20 protein-coding genes are annotated in these 18263 nt (G+C 54.0%); 15 read left to right on the top strand and 5 right to left on the bottom strand.

Features of this window, described 5'->3' with window-relative positions; all coding sequences use genetic code 11:
• Both sctV and sctW read right to left on the bottom strand, forming a co-directional pair.
• Positions 1-2103 carry a type III secretion system export apparatus subunit SctV gene (gene sctV, locus E2566_RS11480; protein WP_107169620.1) on the bottom strand — a complete coding sequence of 701 codons (2103 nt, stop codon included), beginning with the start codon at positions 2101-2103 and terminating at the stop codon, positions 1-3.
• On the bottom strand, positions 2100-3290 hold the full coding sequence (sctW, locus tag E2566_RS11475; RefSeq protein WP_107169691.1) for a type III secretion system gatekeeper subunit SctW: 1191 nt from the start codon (positions 3288-3290) through the stop codon (positions 2100-2102). The genes sctV and sctW overlap by 4 nt, the downstream gene beginning before the upstream one ends.
• A 327-nt stretch (positions 3291-3617) precedes the next feature.
• On the opposite strand from sctW, the gene E2566_RS11470 reads away from it, so the two are divergent.
• The 4 genes from E2566_RS11470 (at position 3618) to E2566_RS11455 (ending at position 7940) form a co-directional block, all read left to right on the top strand.
• Positions 3618-4163 (top strand): RNA polymerase sigma factor, encoded by a 546-nt coding sequence (locus E2566_RS11470; RefSeq protein ID WP_107169619.1) that lies wholly within the window; start codon positions 3618-3620, stop codon positions 4161-4163.
• Between the two features lie 240 nt (positions 4164-4403).
• Positions 4404-5876 (top strand): PAS domain-containing sensor histidine kinase, encoded by a 1473-nt coding sequence (locus E2566_RS11465; RefSeq protein WP_107169618.1) that lies wholly within the window; start codon positions 4404-4406, stop codon positions 5874-5876.
• Between the two features lie 33 nt (positions 5877-5909).
• Entirely contained in the window at positions 5910-6551 is a 642-nt protein-coding gene (locus E2566_RS11460; RefSeq protein WP_107169617.1) for a response regulator transcription factor, read from the top strand.
• A gap of 369 nt (positions 6552-6920) precedes the next feature.
• Entirely contained in the window at positions 6921-7940 is a 1020-nt protein-coding gene (locus E2566_RS11455; protein ID WP_107169616.1) for a sigma 54-interacting transcriptional regulator, read from the top strand.
• A gap of 65 nt (positions 7941-8005) precedes the next feature.
• Here E2566_RS11455 and E2566_RS11450 read toward each other — a convergent pair whose 3' ends face one another.
• Positions 8006-9586, bottom strand: coding sequence for an EAL domain-containing protein (locus E2566_RS11450; protein WP_107169615.1), 1581 nt, complete (start codon positions 9584-9586; stop codon positions 8006-8008).
• A gap of 376 nt (positions 9587-9962) precedes the next feature.
• Between E2566_RS11450 and E2566_RS11445 the strand changes: the two genes are divergently transcribed.
• The 11 genes from E2566_RS11445 to E2566_RS11395 all read left to right on the top strand — a co-directional run bounded on the left by E2566_RS11445 (position 9963) and on the right by E2566_RS11395 (position 17247).
• A complete protein-coding gene (locus E2566_RS11445) occupies positions 9963-10169 on the top strand; it encodes a type III secretion system major pilin HrpA (protein WP_014915546.1) in 207 nt (68 codons plus the stop codon).
• Between the two features lie 67 nt (positions 10170-10236).
• Complete coding sequence (locus tag E2566_RS11440; RefSeq protein ID WP_107169614.1) at positions 10237-10602, top strand: EscI/YscI/HrpB family type III secretion system inner rod protein; 366 nt, start codon at positions 10237-10239, stop codon at positions 10600-10602.
• 6 nt (positions 10603-10608) lie between these two features.
• Positions 10609-11376: a type III secretion system inner membrane ring lipoprotein SctJ gene (sctJ, locus tag E2566_RS11435; protein WP_107169613.1), complete on the top strand. Its 768-nt coding sequence runs from the start codon at positions 10609-10611 to the stop codon at positions 11374-11376.
• On the top strand, positions 11373-11990 hold the full coding sequence (locus tag E2566_RS11430; protein WP_107169612.1) for a type III secretion protein: 618 nt from the start codon (positions 11373-11375) through the stop codon (positions 11988-11990). Before sctJ ends, E2566_RS11430 begins: the two co-directional genes overlap by 4 nt.
• Before the next feature lie 36 nt (positions 11991-12026).
• Positions 12027-12626 carry a type III secretion system stator protein SctL gene (gene sctL / locus E2566_RS11425; protein WP_107169611.1) on the top strand — a complete coding sequence of 200 codons (600 nt, stop codon included), beginning with the start codon at positions 12027-12029 and terminating at the stop codon, positions 12624-12626.
• A gap of 126 nt (positions 12627-12752) precedes the next feature.
• Positions 12753-12977: a type III secretion protein HrpF gene (locus E2566_RS11420; protein ID WP_009112566.1), complete on the top strand. Its 225-nt coding sequence runs from the start codon at positions 12753-12755 to the stop codon at positions 12975-12977.
• Positions 12964-13398 (top strand): type III secretion system chaperone, encoded by a 435-nt coding sequence (locus E2566_RS11415; protein ID WP_107169610.1) that lies wholly within the window; start codon positions 12964-12966, stop codon positions 13396-13398. The genes E2566_RS11420 and E2566_RS11415 overlap by 14 nt, the downstream gene beginning before the upstream one ends.
• On the top strand, positions 13391-15460 hold the full coding sequence (sctC, locus tag E2566_RS11410) for a type III secretion system outer membrane ring subunit SctC (RefSeq protein WP_107169609.1): 2070 nt from the start codon (positions 13391-13393) through the stop codon (positions 15458-15460). Before E2566_RS11415 ends, sctC begins: the two co-directional genes overlap by 8 nt.
• Positions 15461-15487: 27 nt before the next feature.
• Positions 15488-15679 (top strand): HrpT family type III secretion system protein, encoded by a 192-nt coding sequence (gene hrpT / locus E2566_RS11405; protein WP_107169608.1) that lies wholly within the window; start codon positions 15488-15490, stop codon positions 15677-15679.
• Positions 15672-16019, top strand: coding sequence for a type III secretion protein (locus tag E2566_RS11400; RefSeq protein ID WP_107169607.1), 348 nt, complete (start codon positions 15672-15674; stop codon positions 16017-16019). The genes hrpT and E2566_RS11400 overlap by 8 nt, the downstream gene beginning before the upstream one ends.
• A 145-nt stretch (positions 16020-16164) precedes the next feature.
• On the top strand, positions 16165-17247 hold the full coding sequence (locus E2566_RS11395) for a harpin HrpZ family protein (protein WP_107169606.1): 1083 nt from the start codon (positions 16165-16167) through the stop codon (positions 17245-17247).
• Between the two features lie 89 nt (positions 17248-17336).
• On the opposite strand, the gene E2566_RS11390 is transcribed toward E2566_RS11395, so the two are convergent.
• Positions 17337-17639 carry a hypothetical protein gene (locus E2566_RS11390; RefSeq protein ID WP_133169865.1) on the bottom strand — a complete coding sequence of 101 codons (303 nt, stop codon included), beginning with the start codon at positions 17637-17639 and terminating at the stop codon, positions 17337-17339.
• A gap of 299 nt (positions 17640-17938) precedes the next feature.
• Positions 17939-18262, bottom strand: coding sequence for a DNA-binding protein (locus tag E2566_RS11385; protein WP_107169604.1), 324 nt, complete (start codon positions 18260-18262; stop codon positions 17939-17941).
• Position 18263: the final 1 nt, after the last annotated feature.

The raw sequence follows: 18263 nt of genomic DNA, 5'->3' as shown, positions 1-18263 counted from the left end.
CTATGCGCTAAAGGGGTCAGGAGAGTCGTAAAGATCAAGGCGTCCGATGACGTTGATCGACAGGGTGGATTCCAGTTCGGTGAAGGACAGCACGGGGACGTGGTGAAATTCGTCCTGCAACAACGTGCGCAGCGGGCTGCGTAAATCCTGTGCTACCAGCACCAGACTGCGTTGTGACGAGAAAGGTGGAAACGCCCGCCGTAGCTGACCGAGCAGCGTTGAGGCATAGTCCTGTGTCAGAGCGAAGAAGGTTTCGTTCTGCGTTTGGCGCAGTGCATCGCGCAGTAACTCTTCGCTTTCTGGCGTCAGCAGCCAGACGGCGAGGCTGTTTTCATCGCTGTACTGGTGGCAGATTTGTGATTTGAGCGCCAGACGCACGTAGTCGGTCAGCGCCAGCGTATCCCGCTCGTGCTGGCCGACTTCAATCAGCGCTTCGGCGATAGGGCGCACTGAGCGCAGCGGTACTCGCTCGGAGGCAAGCCGCTGTAGCACGCTGGCAAAACGCGAAAGCGGCATGATGCGCTGAAGCTCCTGCGCTAACTCCGGCTGCTCGCTCTCCAGCCAGGCCAGAATGGATTTGGTTTCCTGCAAGCCGATAAACTGTGAACCCGTGCGGTGAATGGCCTGTTCCATGCGAGCCAGAATCAGTTCATCCGCCGTCCAGCGCGGTACATCGTCAGGCTGTTGCGCGACATGCGCCAACGGCAGCCATAGCCATTGGCTTTCATCGCGCAGCGTGTGACCCGATGTGGCGATCGTCGCATCGGCGAGTTCGATGGCGTTATTGGCCACCGCCAGTTGGTCGGTAACCAACGTGGCTTTAACGTAGGGAATTTCATAGACGCAAAACTGAAACTCATCCTCCGCCAGTCGATCGCTGAATTCGATATCAAAGGACGGCAGCGTAAAGCCAAAACGGTAGACCAGCCGGTTACGCAGACGACGGATGTTCTGCACCAGCGCCGTCGCCGTTGGTTGCCCTTGCCAGACCGGATGAAACAGCAGCAGGTAAGCGCGCGTGGGGTTAAAGCGCCGTAGATCCTGATAGCCGTTCTGTTCGGCAGGTATGTTATCCGCCTCCAACTGGCTGGCATCCAACTGACCTTGCTGTTTGATGCGCCAGAGCTGGAACAGACCGCTGCCGAGCGAGGACACACTGATGGCGACAAATACCAGCGTTGGCATCCCCGGCAGCAGTGCAAAGCCAAACATGCCGATGGAGGAGATGATCCATGCTTTGGGCTGGCTGGTGAGCTGTTCCGCGATTTCCCGACCAATATTGGCATCCACTTTTTGCCCGTCGGCCGAGACGCGGGTGATGATCATCCCGGCCGTCAGTGAGATCAGCAGCGCGGGGATCTGGGCGATCAGCCCATCGCCGATGGTCAATACCGAATAGACGTGCATCGCATCGGACGCCGCCATGTTGTGTTGCAGCACGCCGATGGCGAAGCCGCCGATCATGTTGATGAACACGATAACCAGCGACGCAATCGCATCGCCTTTAACGAACTTCATCGCGCCGTCCATTGCCCCGAATAGCTGACTTTCTTTCGCCAAATTTTCCCGCCGCTGTCGTGCCTGATGGGCTTCAATCAGCCCGGCACGCAGATCGCTGTCGATGGACATCTGTTTACCGGGCATCGCATCCAGCGTGAAACGTGCCGCCACCTCGGCTACACGCTCGGAGCCTTTGGTGATCACCAGAAAATTCACCACCGTGAGAATCAGGAAGATGACCAGCCCGACGGCCAGATTTCCGCCCACTACGTAGTTACCGAAGGCTTCCACGATATGACCACCGTCCTGCTGGAGCAGGATCTGACGTGTCGTGGAAATGGAGATCGCCAGCCGAAACATAGTGGTCAGCAGCAGGACGGCCGGAAACGTTGAGAAGGCCAGCGGTTTGGGCAGGTACATCGCCAGCACGATCAGCAGGGAAGAGACACAGATATTGAGGGCGATCAGCACATCGATCAGCCCAGTAGGCAGCGGAATGATCATCATGAAGACGATAGACATCACGATAACCGCCCCCACGACCTCCGAGCGTTGCATCGCGCTTAGTGCAATGCGGTTTAGCCAGATAATCAACAGATTCATGGCTGCCCCTTATCCGATTCGCGTGCGTCCTGCTTTTGGTGGGGGGAGGCGTCACGTTGCACATTTTGCGCCTGCTGTTTTTCGTATTGGGCGATATCGCCAATCATGCCGCGTATCAACTGGATCGCCGTTTGCCGGTTTTTGCTGTCTCGCCATAGCGGATGGGGCAGATCGCTGACGAGCGGCAGCAGGGCGCTGAAAAATATGGCCTGATGCTGCACCTGCGTCCCCGCAACTTCGCGACCGAGATTATGCAGGTCGCGAGCGTAGGCACCATTGGTGCTTAAGCCAATCAAACGGCGAGTTAATTCCACGGCGCCGAGCGTAAACGCAGGCACTTTGTTCGCCAACCGCGTGAGTAGCGTCTGGCTGGATGACAGCGTGTGGCTCAGGTGACGGGAATCGTTGAGATTACTCAGCATTTTGCTGAGTACGGCTTTCGAAATAGAGGGCGTCAATGAGGCAATATCTGCCGCGAGTGCCCGCTGCAACGTGCGTAGCCCTATGGAAAACGTCGTGGCATCAAAGCGTTCCAGCAGGGAATCCAATAGCGCGCTGGCTGACTGCTGATGCACGATTTTCTGATAGTACAGCTCGCGCATCGCCTGTTTTTGCTCTGGCTGCGTGCTGAACAGCGCAATAGCCGTTGCCGTATTCAGACCCGCCCGGACTTCTGGTCCTTTTTCCTGATGCAACTGCTGTAGCGCATTGGCAGCCGCCGTTGCCAATTCAGGCTGTTGTGCTGACTGTTGCCGAATGTGGCGCAGCAAGATATCGCCGCGCGCCGGATCGTTGCCTGCGGCCTCCAGCACGGCTTCAAGAGACGGTGAGCCTTGTCGCGTCAACAGATCGCGCATGCGGCTCAACTGCTGGTCGAGCGTACTCTGTGACGGATTTTCCAACATACGGAACAGTTCTGTCAGTTTCTCAATCCGTTCGACATTTGCGGTGACGCGAGCATCCGGCTGTTGGGCAATCTGCCGCCGATTTAACGACTTACTTCTCCGCTCGGCCTGCTCACCAAACGCCATGGCGACTTCTTCCATCGACGTAGAAAGCGGAGATCCGGGTGAAGCATGCAGTGGGCTTGCCTGCTGCACCGCAGTCTGTGGCACGGGATCGTCATCCACAACGACCGGTTGCGGTAGAGCGCTGCTAGAGGGAAGGACGGTCGGTATTTTGATCATGGTGTCATCCTGAATAAGTCGGCTACGTGTCGTGGTGTGACCGTGCAGTGAAATGAATGTATTGCTGTGTGGACGCAGAGAAGGATGGGTTCCCCGGCATGAAGTCATCGGAGCAGGCTGAATTTGATGGCGGATTGAATGAAATGCCGTTTTACTGATTGCAATAACTTGCAATTTCACGCTGCTGGCGTTGGCAATAAGTGGCGTGATAAAAAGAAAATTAAAAAATAACTGATTAAAAATCAGTGTGATAAAAATCATTCCGGGCTGGCACAAGGCTTGCTCTTCCGTTTTTGCCAATAGGGCATAACAACGGAGAGTCAGCAAATGGACATGTCTACCCTGAAACACATCGAACAGACCCCTTCGCTTTACCCGGCGCTCGCTGTCGATTGGGAACTGGTGTTTCGTCAACACGGAAAGAAATTGCATAACTTTATCCGCAAGCGTGTCAGCAACCGTGATGACGTGGAGGATTTACAGCAAATGACCTATCTGGAAGTGCTCAAACATCAGGATAAATTTGCGGGAGCATCGCGGCCGGAGACGTGGGTGTTCGGTATTGCCCTCAATCTGGTGCGTAACTATTTCAAGCAGGCACGGCAGCGCGCTCAGGAAATGGGCGATGAGATGCTGGAACATATCGCGATAGAGCTCGATCCCGGCACCATTACCGAAAGCCAGCGAGCACTGAAACGCGCGATGGACGCTATCGTCACACTGCCTGAGGACACCCGTCAGATGTTGACGCAACTGCTGGATACCGATGCCAGTTATCAGGATCTTGCGTTGCAGATGGGGATTCCGATTGGCACGGTGCGGTCACGGCTGTCTCGCGCCCGAGGTGTGATCCGTCAGGCCGTGGAATCCTGACGCGACTCCACGGGACGAAAGGATGCGCCTGCACCCGCTGTTTTTCACTGACTGCTGGGGTGACCGCCTGATTCAAGGTGGCGGTTACCCCTCAAAACATAGGTTACACGCAGTGATATCAGGTCGCATTTAGCCGTTGCAGGGTTTCCTGTCCATCTTCTGGAATGTTGAGACGCCGTATCGAGGCACCTGCACGGCGGGTGCCTGTGCGACGGTCTTAATTCAAACAAGGAGATGGCAATGATATTTACCCAACCTTTTCGTTCCGATGAGCACGCTAAAGCCCCCGAGCTGGAGCTGGTGGACTTTGCATTCAGCCGTATTAAGGATGCCATTTATATCGTCAATGAAGATCAGTGCTTTTGTTATGTCAATGAAGCGGCCAGTCAGACGCTGGGCTATAGCATTGCGGAATTTATGCATCTGAGCGTGGCCGATATCGATCCGAGCTGGGCCGCTGAGCACCGTTCGCCCGATTGGTTGCAGGCGTATGACTCTGGCATGGGAACCACCTTTGAAACCCGGCACCTCACCCGTTACGGCATGACTATTCCGGTTGAGGTCAATCTAACGCATTTCCAACATAAAGGACGTAGCTACAGCATGTGTGTAGTCAGAGATATCAGGGAACGTAAACATATTGAACAGTTGGCCTACGCACGCGATCAGGAGTTTCGGGCGCTGGTAGAAAATTCACCGGATTTGATTATTCGCTTCGATCCCGGCCTGCATTGCCTGTATGCCAATCCCGCCAGCTTGAAACATTTGGAATTTACCGTAGAGCAGCTTCGGGGTCGGATGATTACGGAGTTGATGCCTGGAGCAGGGTGCGCAATCCGTATGGAACAACTGGTGCAGCAGGTTGTTGATACCCGCAGCAGTGCGGAAGGTGAAGTGATGGAACAGTTGGGCAAAGGCGATCAGTGCCATCCGAGTATTCATCATATTCGCTGCGTGCCGGAGTTCGATCAGTGTGGTGCGCTGGTTTCCATTTTAACGGTGGGACGTGACATTACCGCTATTCGCTATGCGGAGAAGAAACTGGCCGATTCCCATATGCAATTGCGCTTGTTGGCACGTCAGCGTGAGATTTCACGTGAGGAAGAGCGTAAGCATATCGCTCAGGAAATTCACGATGAACTAGGGCAACACCTGACCACGATTCGTATGAGCCTGTCGCTGATGCGCATGTGCTTTGCCAAGGATAATCCAGAGATGCAGGGGCATTTACAAAAGCTGATGCAACTGGCTGACCAAACGATTCAGGTGGTGCGTAATGTTTCGACGCGGCTCCGGCCAAACGTATTGAACATGGGACTTACGCCTGCGCTGGAATGGTTGTGCGATGAATTTAATCGCCACTACAGCGCCACCTGTCTGCTACGGACGCTGGGGGACGCGTTGGCACTTGATGACGAAAGTACCACGGCAGCATTTCGCGTTGCGCAGGAATCGCTGACTAACGTGGCGCGTTACGCCGCCGCGACACAGGTGATCGTGACGTTGGATAACCAGCATGACAGCATCGTGTTGCGGATTAAGGACAACGGCAAAGGGTTTGATGCGAACGCAAAAAATAAAAACGCCTTCGGACTGATGAGTATGAAGGAGCGGGGTCGTATGCTGGGAGGGGAAGTTATCATTGAAAGCGCCCCCGGCAAAGGCACACAGGTACAGTTAGCATTTCCTAAAAATGGCTATATCCGCGGATAGCGAGACAATAACAACAAAAGGAAGAAATGAGCGATGGGCAAAAAAATACGTCTCATGATCGCGGACGATCACGTCATCATGCGTGAAGGGCTTAAACAAATTTTTGCGCTGGATGATTCGCTGAGTGTGGTGGCTGAAGCGGGAAATGGCGCACAGGTACTGACACAGCTACGCAACGTAGCCATTGATGTGCTGCTGTTGGATATGTCTATGCCGGGAATTAGCGGTGAAGCACTGATTGCTCGCGTGGTAGCACAATACCCACGTTTACCGATTCTGGTTCTCAGTATGTACAGCGAGGCGCAAATTGCGCAGCATGCGCTAAAGAGCGGCGCCAGAGGCTACATTACCAAAGACAAAGACCCAGAAGCGCTGTTATCGGCGATCCGACGCGTGGCGCAGGGGGCTCGCTATATCGACCACACGATTGCTGAGCAACTGGTGTTTTCCAATTACACGGAAGGTGGCAGAGTCGAACACGATGTTCTGACAGCGAGAGAGCATCAAATCATGATTATGTTTGCGCAGGGTATGGGTATTAACACGATTGCCAATGAACTGGCTATCAGCAATAAAACGGTCAGTACCCATAAAGCCCGCCTGATGGAAAAAATGCAGTTCAGTACCAATGTGGAGATCGTGAAGTATGTCTTTAGCAAAAAGCTCATTCCCTAGTATTGGGAACCTGTGGTGAAAACGAGAATAGATAAAAGGGATTCAACAATGGTGGAATCCCTTTATTGAGGCTTACGCATTCTTAACGTCGTCTTTTCGTTTTCCTGCTCATTGTTATAAAAATTAATAGGCTGTTTTTACTTATTTTAGTGACTTTTTTGTAGGTATTTCCCTACAAACCTCTCTGTAATTCCTACCTGATGTTCAGCGATGCCTGATAGTTTCATTATTCAATGACGGTAATGCTTGTGGTCGTTCCACCGGTGATGAATCGGTGTGCGCCGCACGGAGAAGTACCTTGGGTGCACAGTGGTAACCCTCATGTTATGGAAGGCCGTCAGTTAGCCCGTTTGGGCCCAGGAGTCGTCAATGAATAATCATTACCGTCAGGACAGACAGCGCTATTCATCATTAGCAAGGCCAGCAGTAGAATGTGCTCCCTCATCATCAGAATATACTTCACACGCAACGGATGATATTCACTCATCGCTGTTGCCTATCGTCAATGTTATTGCTCCTCTCAATGTCGACATCGTACTTGAAGGCGAGACCGGGACCGGGAAAGATACGCTGGCGAATCGGATTCATCGACTTTCCCAATGCAGTGGCCCTCTGGTGGCGGTGAACTGTGCCGCCGTGCCGGAAAATTTGGCTGAGAGCGAACTGTTTGGCGTGGTATCAGGGGCGTATACCGGCGCTAGCCGCTCCCGCGCCGGCTATCTGGAAAGCGCGGATAAGGGAATCCTGTTTCTGGATGAAATCGACAGCATGCCCATGACATTGCAAGCCAAGATGCTACGCGTGCTGGAAAGCCGCGGCGTCAAACGGCTGGGGAGTACGCAGTTTACGCCGGTGGATATGCGCGTGATTGTGGCGACGCAAACGCCGCTGCTGCAATTGGTAGAAAAGGGGCTCTTTCGACGCGATCTCTATTTCCGTCTGGATACGGTAAAGATTCAGCTGCCGACGCTGCGTTCCCGCAGCGATCTCATCTTGCCATTGTTCCAGCGTTTTAGTCAGGAAGCGGCGGTACGCCTGAGAATGACATTGCCGCCAATGACGGCGGAAATTTACGAACAACTGCTGACCCATAGCTGGCCGGGCAATATCCGCGAGCTGAAAGCGGCAGCGGATCGCTGGGCTCTGGGGCTGTCGCCCCTGGCGGAAGTTCAGCCGCTGCTGCATCCCCGTCCTTTGCAACTGAAAGATCGTTTAAAGCGGATTGAAAAATTTCTGATTCAGGATGCGCTGCGCCGTCATGGCCACTGTATTGACGATGTGATTGTGGAGTTGGGTATTCCAAAACGTACGCTCTACCATCGTCTGAAAGTGTTGAATGTGATGGCGCGAGAGGCGTGTGCAGGGGGTGGGGAACCCTGTCAGACATAATGGCCTGATAGTGGCTGTTTAAAAACTGGCTCACCGCGAATGATGACGGTGGGCCAATGGCGAGATTACGTTTTTTCGATCGGCGGGCACTGATAGTGGAGGCTATCCGGCAGATCGTGCAACGCGACCGCTTTACCGAAATACCACCCTTGTATAATGGCGGAAGGACACTGTTCCAGAATATAGGCGGCCTGTTCCCGTGTTTCGACGCCTTCGATAATCACGCAGACATCCAGTTTTTTGATCAGGGTGAAGAGCAGGTCTGCCATGGCAGCATTAACCGAGTCCGTACCGATGGCGCTGACGAAAACCTTGTCGATCTTAATCATATCGAATGATAAGTGGCTCAGATAATCCAGATTGGAATACCCCGTACCGAAATCATCAAGCGCGACCTTATAGCCCGCATGCTGTAATGCCTGAAGGCCAGTCGCCAGCGTTTGATGAGACGTACTCGAACGTTCAGTCAGTTCTAACATAATACGTGCTCTGTCTATCCCCATTTCGTCGCACATCTGCTGCAAGAAGCGGTGATAGTCTGGCGACACAATATCGATTACCGACAGATTAATACTGAGCAGAAAAGGCGTTTCCCGTGTGAGGTAAGGCTGCATATCGCGCAATGCCTGACGCGTAATGATGCGGGTGAGCTCCGCGAGATAGCCCATCTCTTCCGCAATATTGATAAAATATTCCGGTGATACGTTGTCGCCGCGTTCGTTTTTCCATCGTGCCAGCGCTTCTACGCCAATAATAGCCCGCTGCGGCAAGCTGATGAGCGGTTGATAATGAACCTGAAACCGTTGATGTTTGATCGCACGTTTTAGCTGCGATGGTAGGGTCTGGTGCCGATCGTAGTAGAGCTGATAGGACAGGGTAAAACTGGCACCGATGAGCGCCCCGACAAAAAACAACGCGGCGATGATATACCAGGGACGATACAGGATTCCCGCGGAATCTAACTGAGCCAGTACGCAGATATCTCGGTTTGACTCACAGGAAAACGTCTGACGTTTTCCCATGGTTAACCACGCATTATTCGCCTGCTGTGCCTGTTTGAACGTCGACAGGTCGATGTCGCCAAACATTTGATAGATATGGCCCAAATTACGGGTTGTTAGCGCGGCGCTGTATCCGGCTGGCGGTTGGATAAAACGGCGAAATGCGGCGGCGGCGGTGACGGTGACGACATCGTTGAGGCTTGCCATATCTGCGGTAATACGTGGGTCAACCACGTCTTTCATTGCGGTCCACAGTTGCACGCCGTCGGGCGTTGTCAGGTTCGGCGGTAGCAGATAAATCGGTGGGTTGAGAATACCCCAGCCCGCAGAACAGATGAGGTAGTTGTTCTTGATTCGCCCGATATCGCGCAGATAGACAGAATAAAAAGAGAGCAGGCGTAACTCTTTCAGATCGGCGTTGGAACAGGGCGCGTTATTCAGCGTCAGCACACGGTTGATGGTTTCTCTGCCTTCATTCGCGACAGCGGCTCCCTGCTTAAGCACGTCCTGGCTATAGCGCAGTAGCTGCGTTTGCTCTAGCCTGGCGAGAACTCCTTGCCCAATAAACAGAGCCAGCAATGCGCTGCCAAACGAAACAAAAACAAGTCTGAACCATAATCCGGTGTTGGTAGTTAAGGCGAGCATAGCGATCATCCGGCTGCGTGACGGAAAGAATGCGGCATGGGTTCAACTATCGCATCCTTGCCAACGATATAGCGTTTATCCGCCATTAATTTTTATAAGTGGTATGGCGTAACGCTCCTGCACATCATAAACAACGAGTGACCTTTAAGCAGAAGTCATCACCGTCATGATTATTTTAAAGGAAAACTCTCCACAGCTAACGGCAGGAAAGATTGATAAAAACAGGCTAGTTCTTCCCCTTAACCTGATTTCAGAAAGAATTACTTTTCTGCGGGAACTCACTCCGCCCGATCTCTACTTAATGAATGAACAAGATGACTGTGTGTACAGCATGACAGTTCACTACCGTAAACATTCATACTATTTGGAGATATATATGAGCTTTGGACTTTCCCAGATTGCATCTCAGGCGGCATCTCAGACTTTGGATACCGCGATGGCCGGTTCTCTAACGCGCGCCGCAGGCGCTCAGGCACAGAAAATGGCGATAGATACCGAAAACTCCATTCTGGATGGTCAGATGGACTCTGCTTCCAAGTCACTGAACTCTGGACAGAAAGCGGCTAAAGCCATCCAGTTCTGATTGTGAGTCAACGAGCCGGAGCCATGCTCCGGCTTTATTTTATCCTGTCTGCGATGGAATCCATATCATGAAAATCAACCATGCCAGTGCGCTGTCCCCGTCGGGGGAGGCACCGCTGGCAGATAGCAGCACGTCCTTTTCCGCCAATGATCAGGACGTTTCCTGGTTTAGCGCGGCGCTGTCGTCGACACCGATGACGGCAGAACGCGGCAACAGCCAGTGGTTGGGTGCGCTGGCGGAAAAATCGCAGGGGCTGAACGGCGTATTCAAATCTGCCGAACGCGACATCAGCCAGTCGATGCGCTCCAATAATCCTAAGGACGTACTGGATGCGACCCGAACGTTGTCGTCGTTCTATCTGGAAAGCCTGCTGAGCGCCAAACTGGTGGCGAAAAGTGTGCAAAGTCTGGAAAAACTCACCAACTTACAGTAGCGGCCTATGAAAATCGATAAGCGAGTCCTTCTTCTGCTAATCGGGCTATTGGCTGGCTGCGGCGAGCCGATTGAGCTGAATCGCGGGCTGTCGGAAAATGATGCCAACGAGGCGATTTCGATGCTTGGTCGCTATCAGATCGGTGCGGAGAAACGGGTAGACAAAACCGGTGTGACGCTGGTGATTGATGCAAAAAATATGGAGCGCGCAGTCAATATTCTCAATGCCGCCGGGTTACCGAAACAATCGCGCACCAATCTGGGGGCGGTTTTCCAGAAAAGTGGGGTGATCTCAACACCGTTGGAAGAGCGTGCCCGTTATATCTACGCCCTATCACAAGAGGTAGAAGCGACGCTGGCGCAGATTGATGGCGTGCTGGTGGCGCGGGTGCATGTGGTGTTGCCGGAGCGTATCGCACCCGGCGAGCCCGTCCAGCCCGCTTCGGCCGCCGTATTTATCAAATACCGCGCCGAGCTGGAACCTGATGGGATGGAGCCACGTATCCGTCGTATGGTTGCCAGCAGCATTCCCGGCCTGTCGGGTAAGGATGATAAAGAACTGGCTATCGTCTTTGTTCCGGCAGAGCCGTATCAGGACATCATTCCGGTTGTCACGCTGGGACCCTTCACGCTCACACCGGATGAGATGAAGCGCTGGCAGTGGAGCGCAGCGCTGTTTGGTCTGATGCTGGCCGGCCTATTAGGCTGGCGCGTAGGCATGCCTTACCTGCGACGGTGGCAGCAGAAGAAAGCGGAGGTGCCGTCGTCACAATGACAACACAAGCGCGAAGTGGGAGGCACGAGTCGGGTGATATCACACCGCTGGCGTGGCTGACCTGGTGGGTGGAGGACTGCCTGTTACAGGCTGATCCCAGTTGGTGGAGTGATAAGGTGACGTTACCCGATGTGCCACCGCGTCGTAATTGGCTGCATGTGAATACCGTGCAGCTTCATCGCTATTTTTCTCTGCCTGTGGTGCTGCCGCCGGAACCGCTTACCTCACTGATGCAGATCGGCGCGCTGGATACGGCGCAGCGGGAAACGGTATTGCGCCTGATGACACGGGTTTGCCAGCCCACACGTACCCCGGATTGCGCTGACGCAGAGGGTATATGGTGTGAGCGGCTGGCAAAAGCGTTGCGGCCGGGGTTGTGGCTACCGGCACCAGTGACATTTCCTGCTTCGCCGTCGGTGTCCTATCAGGACGCGTTGCTGTTACTGCGTATTCGCTATGGTGAGGCGTGCTGGCCGCGTTTGCGGCTGCTGTTTCCACGGGATTGGGCGCGCGATGGGGAAGATCATCGCAGCGCGCCGCCGATGTCATTACCCGCAGCCAGACTAAATGCGCTGTGTGAGGCGCTTATCTGGAAAGCCTCTGTACCTGCATAACCCTCCCATATCTATTCACGTTGCTAAGGACGACGCATGCTGACGACGAAGACGTTTGTGACATTACCCGGTGCAAGTCGGGATGAAACGGTGATTATTCCCGCGGCGCGGGTCGTGGCGCATCGGCGTAGCCGGACGCTCTGGGAAGCAGCCACGGTGCAGGCCGATACGATTGTGGCACAGGCGCACGAACGTGCGCGAACGCTCTGCGAGCAGGCGGTAGAACAGGCTGAAGCGGAATTTTGGCAGCAGGCAAATGCGCTGTTGCAAGGCATTCAGCAAGATCGCATGCACCTGGAGAAAATCATGATTACGCAAGCTGGACAGTTGCTGCGCGATGCGCTGGCGCAGTTACTGGATAAAACACCAGCACCGTCGCGCCACTACGCCTTACTGCGCCAGTTATTGAAACAGCAGCAGGGTGAGAGTCGGGGAACGCTGTACTGCCATCCCGCCCAGCTTACCGATGTGCGGAACTGGCTGGATGTGCATGCGCATCTGGAGTGGCGTCTTGCCGGCGATGAAGCGCTGGATAGCGATGCGATGAAACTGATGACGGCGCATGGTGTGATGTCACTGAGCTGGCGGCAGGCAACACAGCAGCTCATTCCTCCTGAGCCTTCCGCCGTCAGGTGAAATCCTCGTTTGCTGTGGGAACTGCACGCTGGGGTTAACCACTCACTATCAGGTCAATGACCCAAATATTAGGTTAACGATCGAAACCTGTTTTGTGAGGAAAATACCTTATGAGGAGAGAGTGCTATGTCCCTTAACCCCATTCAGCGTCGCCTTGACGCGCATTTGGTCGATTCGCAGCAACAGTTGGATGATATTGCGCTGAATGTTGCGGAAGGCGGTGCCAGCCAGGCGGATAGCTACGCCTTTTTTGAAGCCAGTATGGATTATTCCAATGCCAGTTGGGCGGTCGGGCAACTGTTGAGCGTTAAACACGGTTTGGCAAAGGCCATCATCAATGACTTCAACTGAGTTAGCCGCGATGCTGGAACGCTGGTTAAACAGCGGAACATCGATGTTGAAGTTGGCGATTGATGGCGGCGCGGTGGCGGTGGTGCGGCAGTCGTCGGGCGTAGCGTGCAGCGCTGCCATTCCGCTGCCTACCTTGCCGGATGAGTCTCTGCTGGTGCGCGCACTCCAGTTGGCCGATGCCGCCCACGCACAGTTTCAGGAGGAGACTGCCGTGCTTTCGCTCTCACCACAGGATGAGCAGTTTTGGCTATGGATGCGACCCGATGCCGATGACGTCATGCAGCTGTGTCGCAGTCTGGAAACCTTACTTAATCAACGGGATGTCTGGTTGAGCCTGCTTACGCGGCACACAAAAGCACCCGTTCCCGCCCCACTTAATCTGAGCACGCTGGCTTTTTTGCAAGGAGAACGACATGCGTAAGGGATTGATGCGTAATGGATCGTATCGCGTTTTACTGATGTTCTATCGCTGGTTTTGCTGGGCGGTAGTGCTGATCGGGATGATCCCCGTGAACGGGATGATGTCGCTGGCGCACGCCGCTACGCCAGCCGACTGGAATAAGGGAGCGTATGCGTATTCTGCTGAACAAACACCGCTATCGGCGATTCTGACGGATTTCGCCAATAGCCACGGTGTGGATTTGGTGCTGGGGAATATTGCGGACAATGAGGTGACGGCAAAAATCCGCGCGGATAATCCTGCGCTGTTTCTCGACAGGCTCGCGCTGGAGCACCGTTTTCAGTGGTTCGTGTATAACAATGCGCTGTATGTCAGCCCGCAGGATGAACAAGCATCGGTGCGGCTGGAAATCTCCCCGGATGCCGCGCCCGATATCAAACAGGCGCTCAGCGGTATCGGACTGCTCGATTCGCGCTTCGGCTGGGGAGAGTTACCCGAAGAGGGCGTAGTGCTGGTTACGGGGCCGCAGGCGTATATCGATCTCATCCGCAATTTTAGCCAACAGCGGGAAAAGCAGGACGAGCGGCGTAAGGTGATGATTTTTCCGCTGCGCTATGCCTCAGTATCCGATCGGTCACTGCAATACCGCGATCAGAAGGTGACGATTCCGGGCGTCGCCACGATCCTCAATGAGCTAATGGATGGCCAGCGAACGGCACCCGCAGGGGCATCCGGTCCTGTGCCGGTTCAGCCGGATACGGGGATGGAAGCCATGCGGGATAGTACCCGTTCGCTGATGACGCAGTTGGCAACCCGCAATAGTCCGAAACGCAACGCTGGGGAGGGCGGGCGTATGGCACTAAGCGGTAAAATTTCTGCCGATGTACGCAATAACGCGTTGTTGATTAGGGATGATGAAAAACGTCGGGCAGAGTATCAGCAGCTCGTTGACCATATCGACGTACCGCAAAATCTGGTCAACATTGATGCCATTATTTTGGACGTGGATCGTACCGCGCTGTCGCGGCTGGAAGCGAACTGGCAGGCGCAGCTCGGCAATGTGAGTGCGGGCAGTACCATGATGATAGGGAGAAGCACGCTATTTGTCAGCGATTTCAAACGCTTTTTTGCTGATATTCAGGCATTAGAGGGAGAGGGAACGGCCTCCATCGTCGCCAACCCTTCTGTATTGACGCTGGAAAATCAGCCCGCGATTGTCGACTTCAGCCGAACGGCGTTCATCACGGCGACGGGCGAACGTGTCGCGGATATTCAACCCGTGACGGCGGGCACCAGCCTGCAAGTGACGCCGCGGGTGGTCGGTGAAGGGGCGCAGCGCAGCATCCAACTGGTTATCGATATCGAAGACGGTCAGGTTGAGACGGGGCGTGAGGGGGAAGCCTCTGGCGTGAAGCGAGGAACTGTCAGTACGCAGGCGCTGATTGGTGAAAACAGAGCGCTGGTATTGGGTGGTTTTCACGTTGAGGAAAGTGGCGATCGCGATCGCCGCATTCCGATCCTTGGAGATATCCCGCTGCTGGGGAAACTGTTTACCTCGACGCGCCATGAAGTCTCGCGCCGTGAACGCCTGTTCATTCTTACGCCGCATCTTGTCGGCGATCAAACCGATCCTACTCGCTATGTATCCTCCGCCAATCGCCAGCAACTGAACGGTGCCATGAACCGCGTGGCGCAGCGCAACGGCAAAACGGATCTCTATAGCCTGATTGAAGGCGCGTTTCGCGACCTTGCCAGCCGCCAGCTTCCCGCAGGGTTTCAGGTCGAGGACAAAGGTACACGATTGGGTGACGTGTGCCGCTCGCAGTCGGGTCTGATCTATGACAGTTCTCGCTATCAATGGTATGGCAACGGGCAGGTACGTCTGAGTGTCGGGGTGGTGCGTAATGGTGGAACGCAGCCACAGCGTTTTGATGAAGCCGCCTGCGCCAGTAGCCGCACGCTAGCGGTGGCCGTATGGCCGAAAACAACGCTGGCACCGGGGGAGTCCAGCGAGGTGTTTCTGGCTTTGCAGCCCGCGTTAACGCCTCAGCCTGCCCGACGCAACGTACTGATATCAAAATGATAACCTCATCCGCTACAGGAGATGCTTATGAACCAGAAAACGCTGTCAGTGTTGCTCATTGCATTCTTATTGAGTGCCTGCAACGCGCCGCGGCAGGCGACTCACTGCGCGTCTGTCACCTGCCGTCCGCAGCCGGAAACGCGCCAGCTCATTATCTGGTGGCAGCCTGACTTACGCAGCGGCCCGACGGATTACAGCAGGGTAAGCGTGGATGAATAAACCTGCGGAAGTATTCGACAATCAGCATGACTTTCTCATGGCGCTGGACACCGTGCCGACGGTCTGTTGGCGAATCCAGCCGGGTGTCACGCTGTGGTCTACGACGGTGTCGGCGCGGCAGGCGGCGATCGTCTTGACGCTGGCTCCTGCACGACATTATCCCGGCATGCTGCGACAAATATTACAACGCCGCTTTCTGGAGGCCGACGCGTTGTCGGCATGCGGTCTGAGTCTGGATGACCAACAAAATCTGCGGTTACACCACATTCTATCTCCCTCTGCCGAGCCCGCCAGGGCGGTAGAGGCACTGTGGCGTTTAGCGGGGCTTCCGCCGCGCTGAACCCTGAATAAATCACGTGTTTCCGTGCCTGTAATGGGAACCACGCTAGCCAAAAAATCACTTAATGGGGGAGTGTCACAATCACGCGGGCTGACCGCAAATCTATTGGCGCTTTCATACTCCATTTATTTATTGAGGAAACATTATGCTTAATTCTCTTGGTGGCGGGACGTCGTTGCAAATCACAATCAAAGCGGGCGGTAACGGCGGTTTATTTCAATCTCAGTCTTCACAGAATGGCGGCTCGTCGTCTCAGTCAGCGTTTGGTGGCCAGCGTAGCAACATCGCAGAAAAGCTGTCCGATATCATGACAACCATGATGTTCATGGGCAGCATGATGGGGGGGGGCCTGGGTGGCGGTCTGGGCGGTGGGCTCGGTGGTTTAGGCAGTAGCCTAGGCGGACTCGGTGGCGGTTTACTAGGCGGTGGCTTGGGTGGCGGTCTCGGCAGTAGCCTTGGCAGTGGACTGGGAAGCGCACTCGGCGGTGGCTTGGGCGGGGCGCTGGGTGCCGGTATGAATGCCATGAATCCATCGGCCATGATGGGCAGCCTGTTGTTTAGCGCACTGGAAGATCTGCTGGGCGGCGGGATGTCACAGCAGCAGGGTGGGCTTTTCGGCAACAAACAGCCGGCATCACCGGAGATCTCGGCGTATACGCAGGGCGTTAATGATGCTTTGTCCGCCATTTTGGGTAACGGCTTAAGTCAGGCGAAAGGGCAAACTTCACCGCTGCAACTGGGTAACAACGGTTTGCAAGGCTTGAGTGGTGCAGGCGCGTTCAATCAACTGGGTAGCACGCTGGGGATGAGCGTGGGACAAAAAGCGGGTTTGCAGGAGTTGAACAACATCAGCACGCACAATGACAGTCCGACGCGTTATTTCGTGGATAAAGAAGACCGAGGAATGGCAAAAGAAATCGGTCAGTTTATGGACCAGTATCCTGAAGTCTTCGGCAAACCCGAGTATCAGAAAGATAACTGGCAGACGGCGAAACAAGATGACAAATCCTGGGCTAAGGCGTTGAGCAAGCCAGATGACGACGGCATGACCAAAGGCAGCATGGATAAATTCATGAAGGCGGTCGGTATGATCAAAAGCGCAGTAGCCGGTGATACCGGGAACACTAACCTGAGTGCGCGCGGTAATGGCGGCTCGTCTTTAGGTATTGACGCGGCGATGATCGGCGATCGGATTGTCAATATGGGGCTGCAAAAGCTCTCCAGCTAAAACCGTGGGGATTCAAATCCATCATGCCGGTCACGTAATGTGTCCGGCATTTTTTTGACTTTCTGCAACAATGTCGCCGCTAAATGCCGTTATTCGTCTTCTGCATTTTTCCGATCCCTGTACCAAGAATCAATGTCTGGATATTCTGCGTAATACATGTCACGCAGTTGTCGCTTGCATTCGTCAATCGCTTTTTGCGAAGACAAAATAAGGACATCTGGCTGGTTAGGGGAAGAGATATGCACAGCATGATGATCGTTGGGAACAGGGATACTTTTATATCCGTATGCGCCTACTGAACCTGAAAGTAAGTTATGTAGAGCGTAAATATACTCGACATCATCATTCTCATTATTGAGCCATTCACTAATATTGTTGGTCAGTTTTTTCAACGCTATTTTCTCCATGAAATGACGACAGATAAAGTTTTCTTACGCCAGAATAGTAACTGGCGACGTGGTTCCTCATGCCTCCTGCTTGTTTGACGGCGTTCTGTTGAGAAACGAAAGGATACCTGAAGAATTGTTCGTCGCTGTGTGCAGCGTAAATATCGCTATTATCCTGCGCGATGCAAAAGACTATAACCTTTGATTTATCGTGCTGCATTACGCTTGCGGCAAATATAACGATAAAAAAAGCCAGCACAGGTTTCCCCGGCTGGCTTTTTCCCCAGTATTGTATGGCGCAAGTATTACATTTGACGTACTGCGATAAAGCGATCGGCGATCAGACGGGCGATCCAAAATGAGGTCTGTGCCACGTCGCTATGTAACCCATTCTGCGTATGGATATCAGCCTGATGCAGGAAATCCTGCTCCAGCGAATCCACAAAGGCATCGAACTCAAACTCACCCTGCCGCCGCGTTCCTGATTGGTTAAGTACGGTATTCAACTGTGTTCTCACCAGATGAATAGCCTGGGTGAACGCTTCACGTTGAACAGGTGTGATGTATCCGCCTTGTCTGGCGATATCGGCCCAGCGGGTCGGCGTGGGCGACGTCATCGTGTTTGGCATC

This window comes from Pectobacterium punjabense, from assembly GCF_012427845.1.
Taxonomy (GTDB): Bacteria; Pseudomonadota; Gammaproteobacteria; order Enterobacterales; family Enterobacteriaceae; genus Pectobacterium; species Pectobacterium punjabense.
Note: the sequence above shows the minus strand (reverse complement) of the source record. Positions and strands in the feature narration are given on the sequence as shown.

What these genes read in the sequence shown, in the direction of transcription:
- sctV (WP_107169620.1), bottom strand. Translation starts at nt 2,103, where the DNA reads ATGAATCTGTTGATTATCTGGCTAAACCGCATTGCACTAAGCGCGATG.
- sctW (WP_107169691.1), bottom strand. Translation starts at nt 3,290, where the DNA reads ATGATCAAAATACCGACCGTCCTTCCCTCTAGCAGCGCTCTACCGCAA.
- E2566_RS11470 (WP_107169619.1), top strand. Translation starts at nt 3,618, where the DNA reads ATGGACATGTCTACCCTGAAACACATCGAACAGACCCCTTCGCTTTAC.
- E2566_RS11465 (WP_107169618.1), top strand. Translation starts at nt 4,404, where the DNA reads ATGATATTTACCCAACCTTTTCGTTCCGATGAGCACGCTAAAGCCCCC.
- E2566_RS11460 (WP_107169617.1), top strand. Translation starts at nt 5,910, where the DNA reads ATGGGCAAAAAAATACGTCTCATGATCGCGGACGATCACGTCATCATG.
- E2566_RS11455 (WP_107169616.1), top strand. Translation starts at nt 6,921, where the DNA reads ATGAATAATCATTACCGTCAGGACAGACAGCGCTATTCATCATTAGCA.
- E2566_RS11450 (WP_107169615.1), bottom strand. Translation starts at nt 9,586, where the DNA reads ATGCTCGCCTTAACTACCAACACCGGATTATGGTTCAGACTTGTTTTT.
- E2566_RS11445 (WP_014915546.1), top strand. Translation starts at nt 9,963, where the DNA reads ATGAGCTTTGGACTTTCCCAGATTGCATCTCAGGCGGCATCTCAGACT.
- E2566_RS11440 (WP_107169614.1), top strand. Translation starts at nt 10,237, where the DNA reads ATGAAAATCAACCATGCCAGTGCGCTGTCCCCGTCGGGGGAGGCACCG.
- sctJ (WP_107169613.1), top strand. Translation starts at nt 10,609, where the DNA reads ATGAAAATCGATAAGCGAGTCCTTCTTCTGCTAATCGGGCTATTGGCT.
- E2566_RS11430 (WP_107169612.1), top strand. Translation starts at nt 11,373, where the DNA reads ATGACAACACAAGCGCGAAGTGGGAGGCACGAGTCGGGTGATATCACA.
- sctL (WP_107169611.1), top strand. Translation starts at nt 12,027, where the DNA reads ATGCTGACGACGAAGACGTTTGTGACATTACCCGGTGCAAGTCGGGAT.
- E2566_RS11420 (WP_009112566.1), top strand. Translation starts at nt 12,753, where the DNA reads ATGTCCCTTAACCCCATTCAGCGTCGCCTTGACGCGCATTTGGTCGAT.
- E2566_RS11415 (WP_107169610.1), top strand. Translation starts at nt 12,964, where the DNA reads ATGACTTCAACTGAGTTAGCCGCGATGCTGGAACGCTGGTTAAACAGC.
- sctC (WP_107169609.1), top strand. Translation starts at nt 13,391, where the DNA reads ATGCGTAAGGGATTGATGCGTAATGGATCGTATCGCGTTTTACTGATG.
- hrpT (WP_107169608.1), top strand. Translation starts at nt 15,488, where the DNA reads ATGAACCAGAAAACGCTGTCAGTGTTGCTCATTGCATTCTTATTGAGT.
- E2566_RS11400 (WP_107169607.1), top strand. Translation starts at nt 15,672, where the DNA reads ATGAATAAACCTGCGGAAGTATTCGACAATCAGCATGACTTTCTCATG.
- E2566_RS11395 (WP_107169606.1), top strand. Translation starts at nt 16,165, where the DNA reads ATGCTTAATTCTCTTGGTGGCGGGACGTCGTTGCAAATCACAATCAAA.
- E2566_RS11385 (WP_107169604.1), bottom strand. Translation starts at nt 18,262, where the DNA reads ATGCCAAACACGATGACGTCGCCCACGCCGACCCGCTGGGCCGATATC.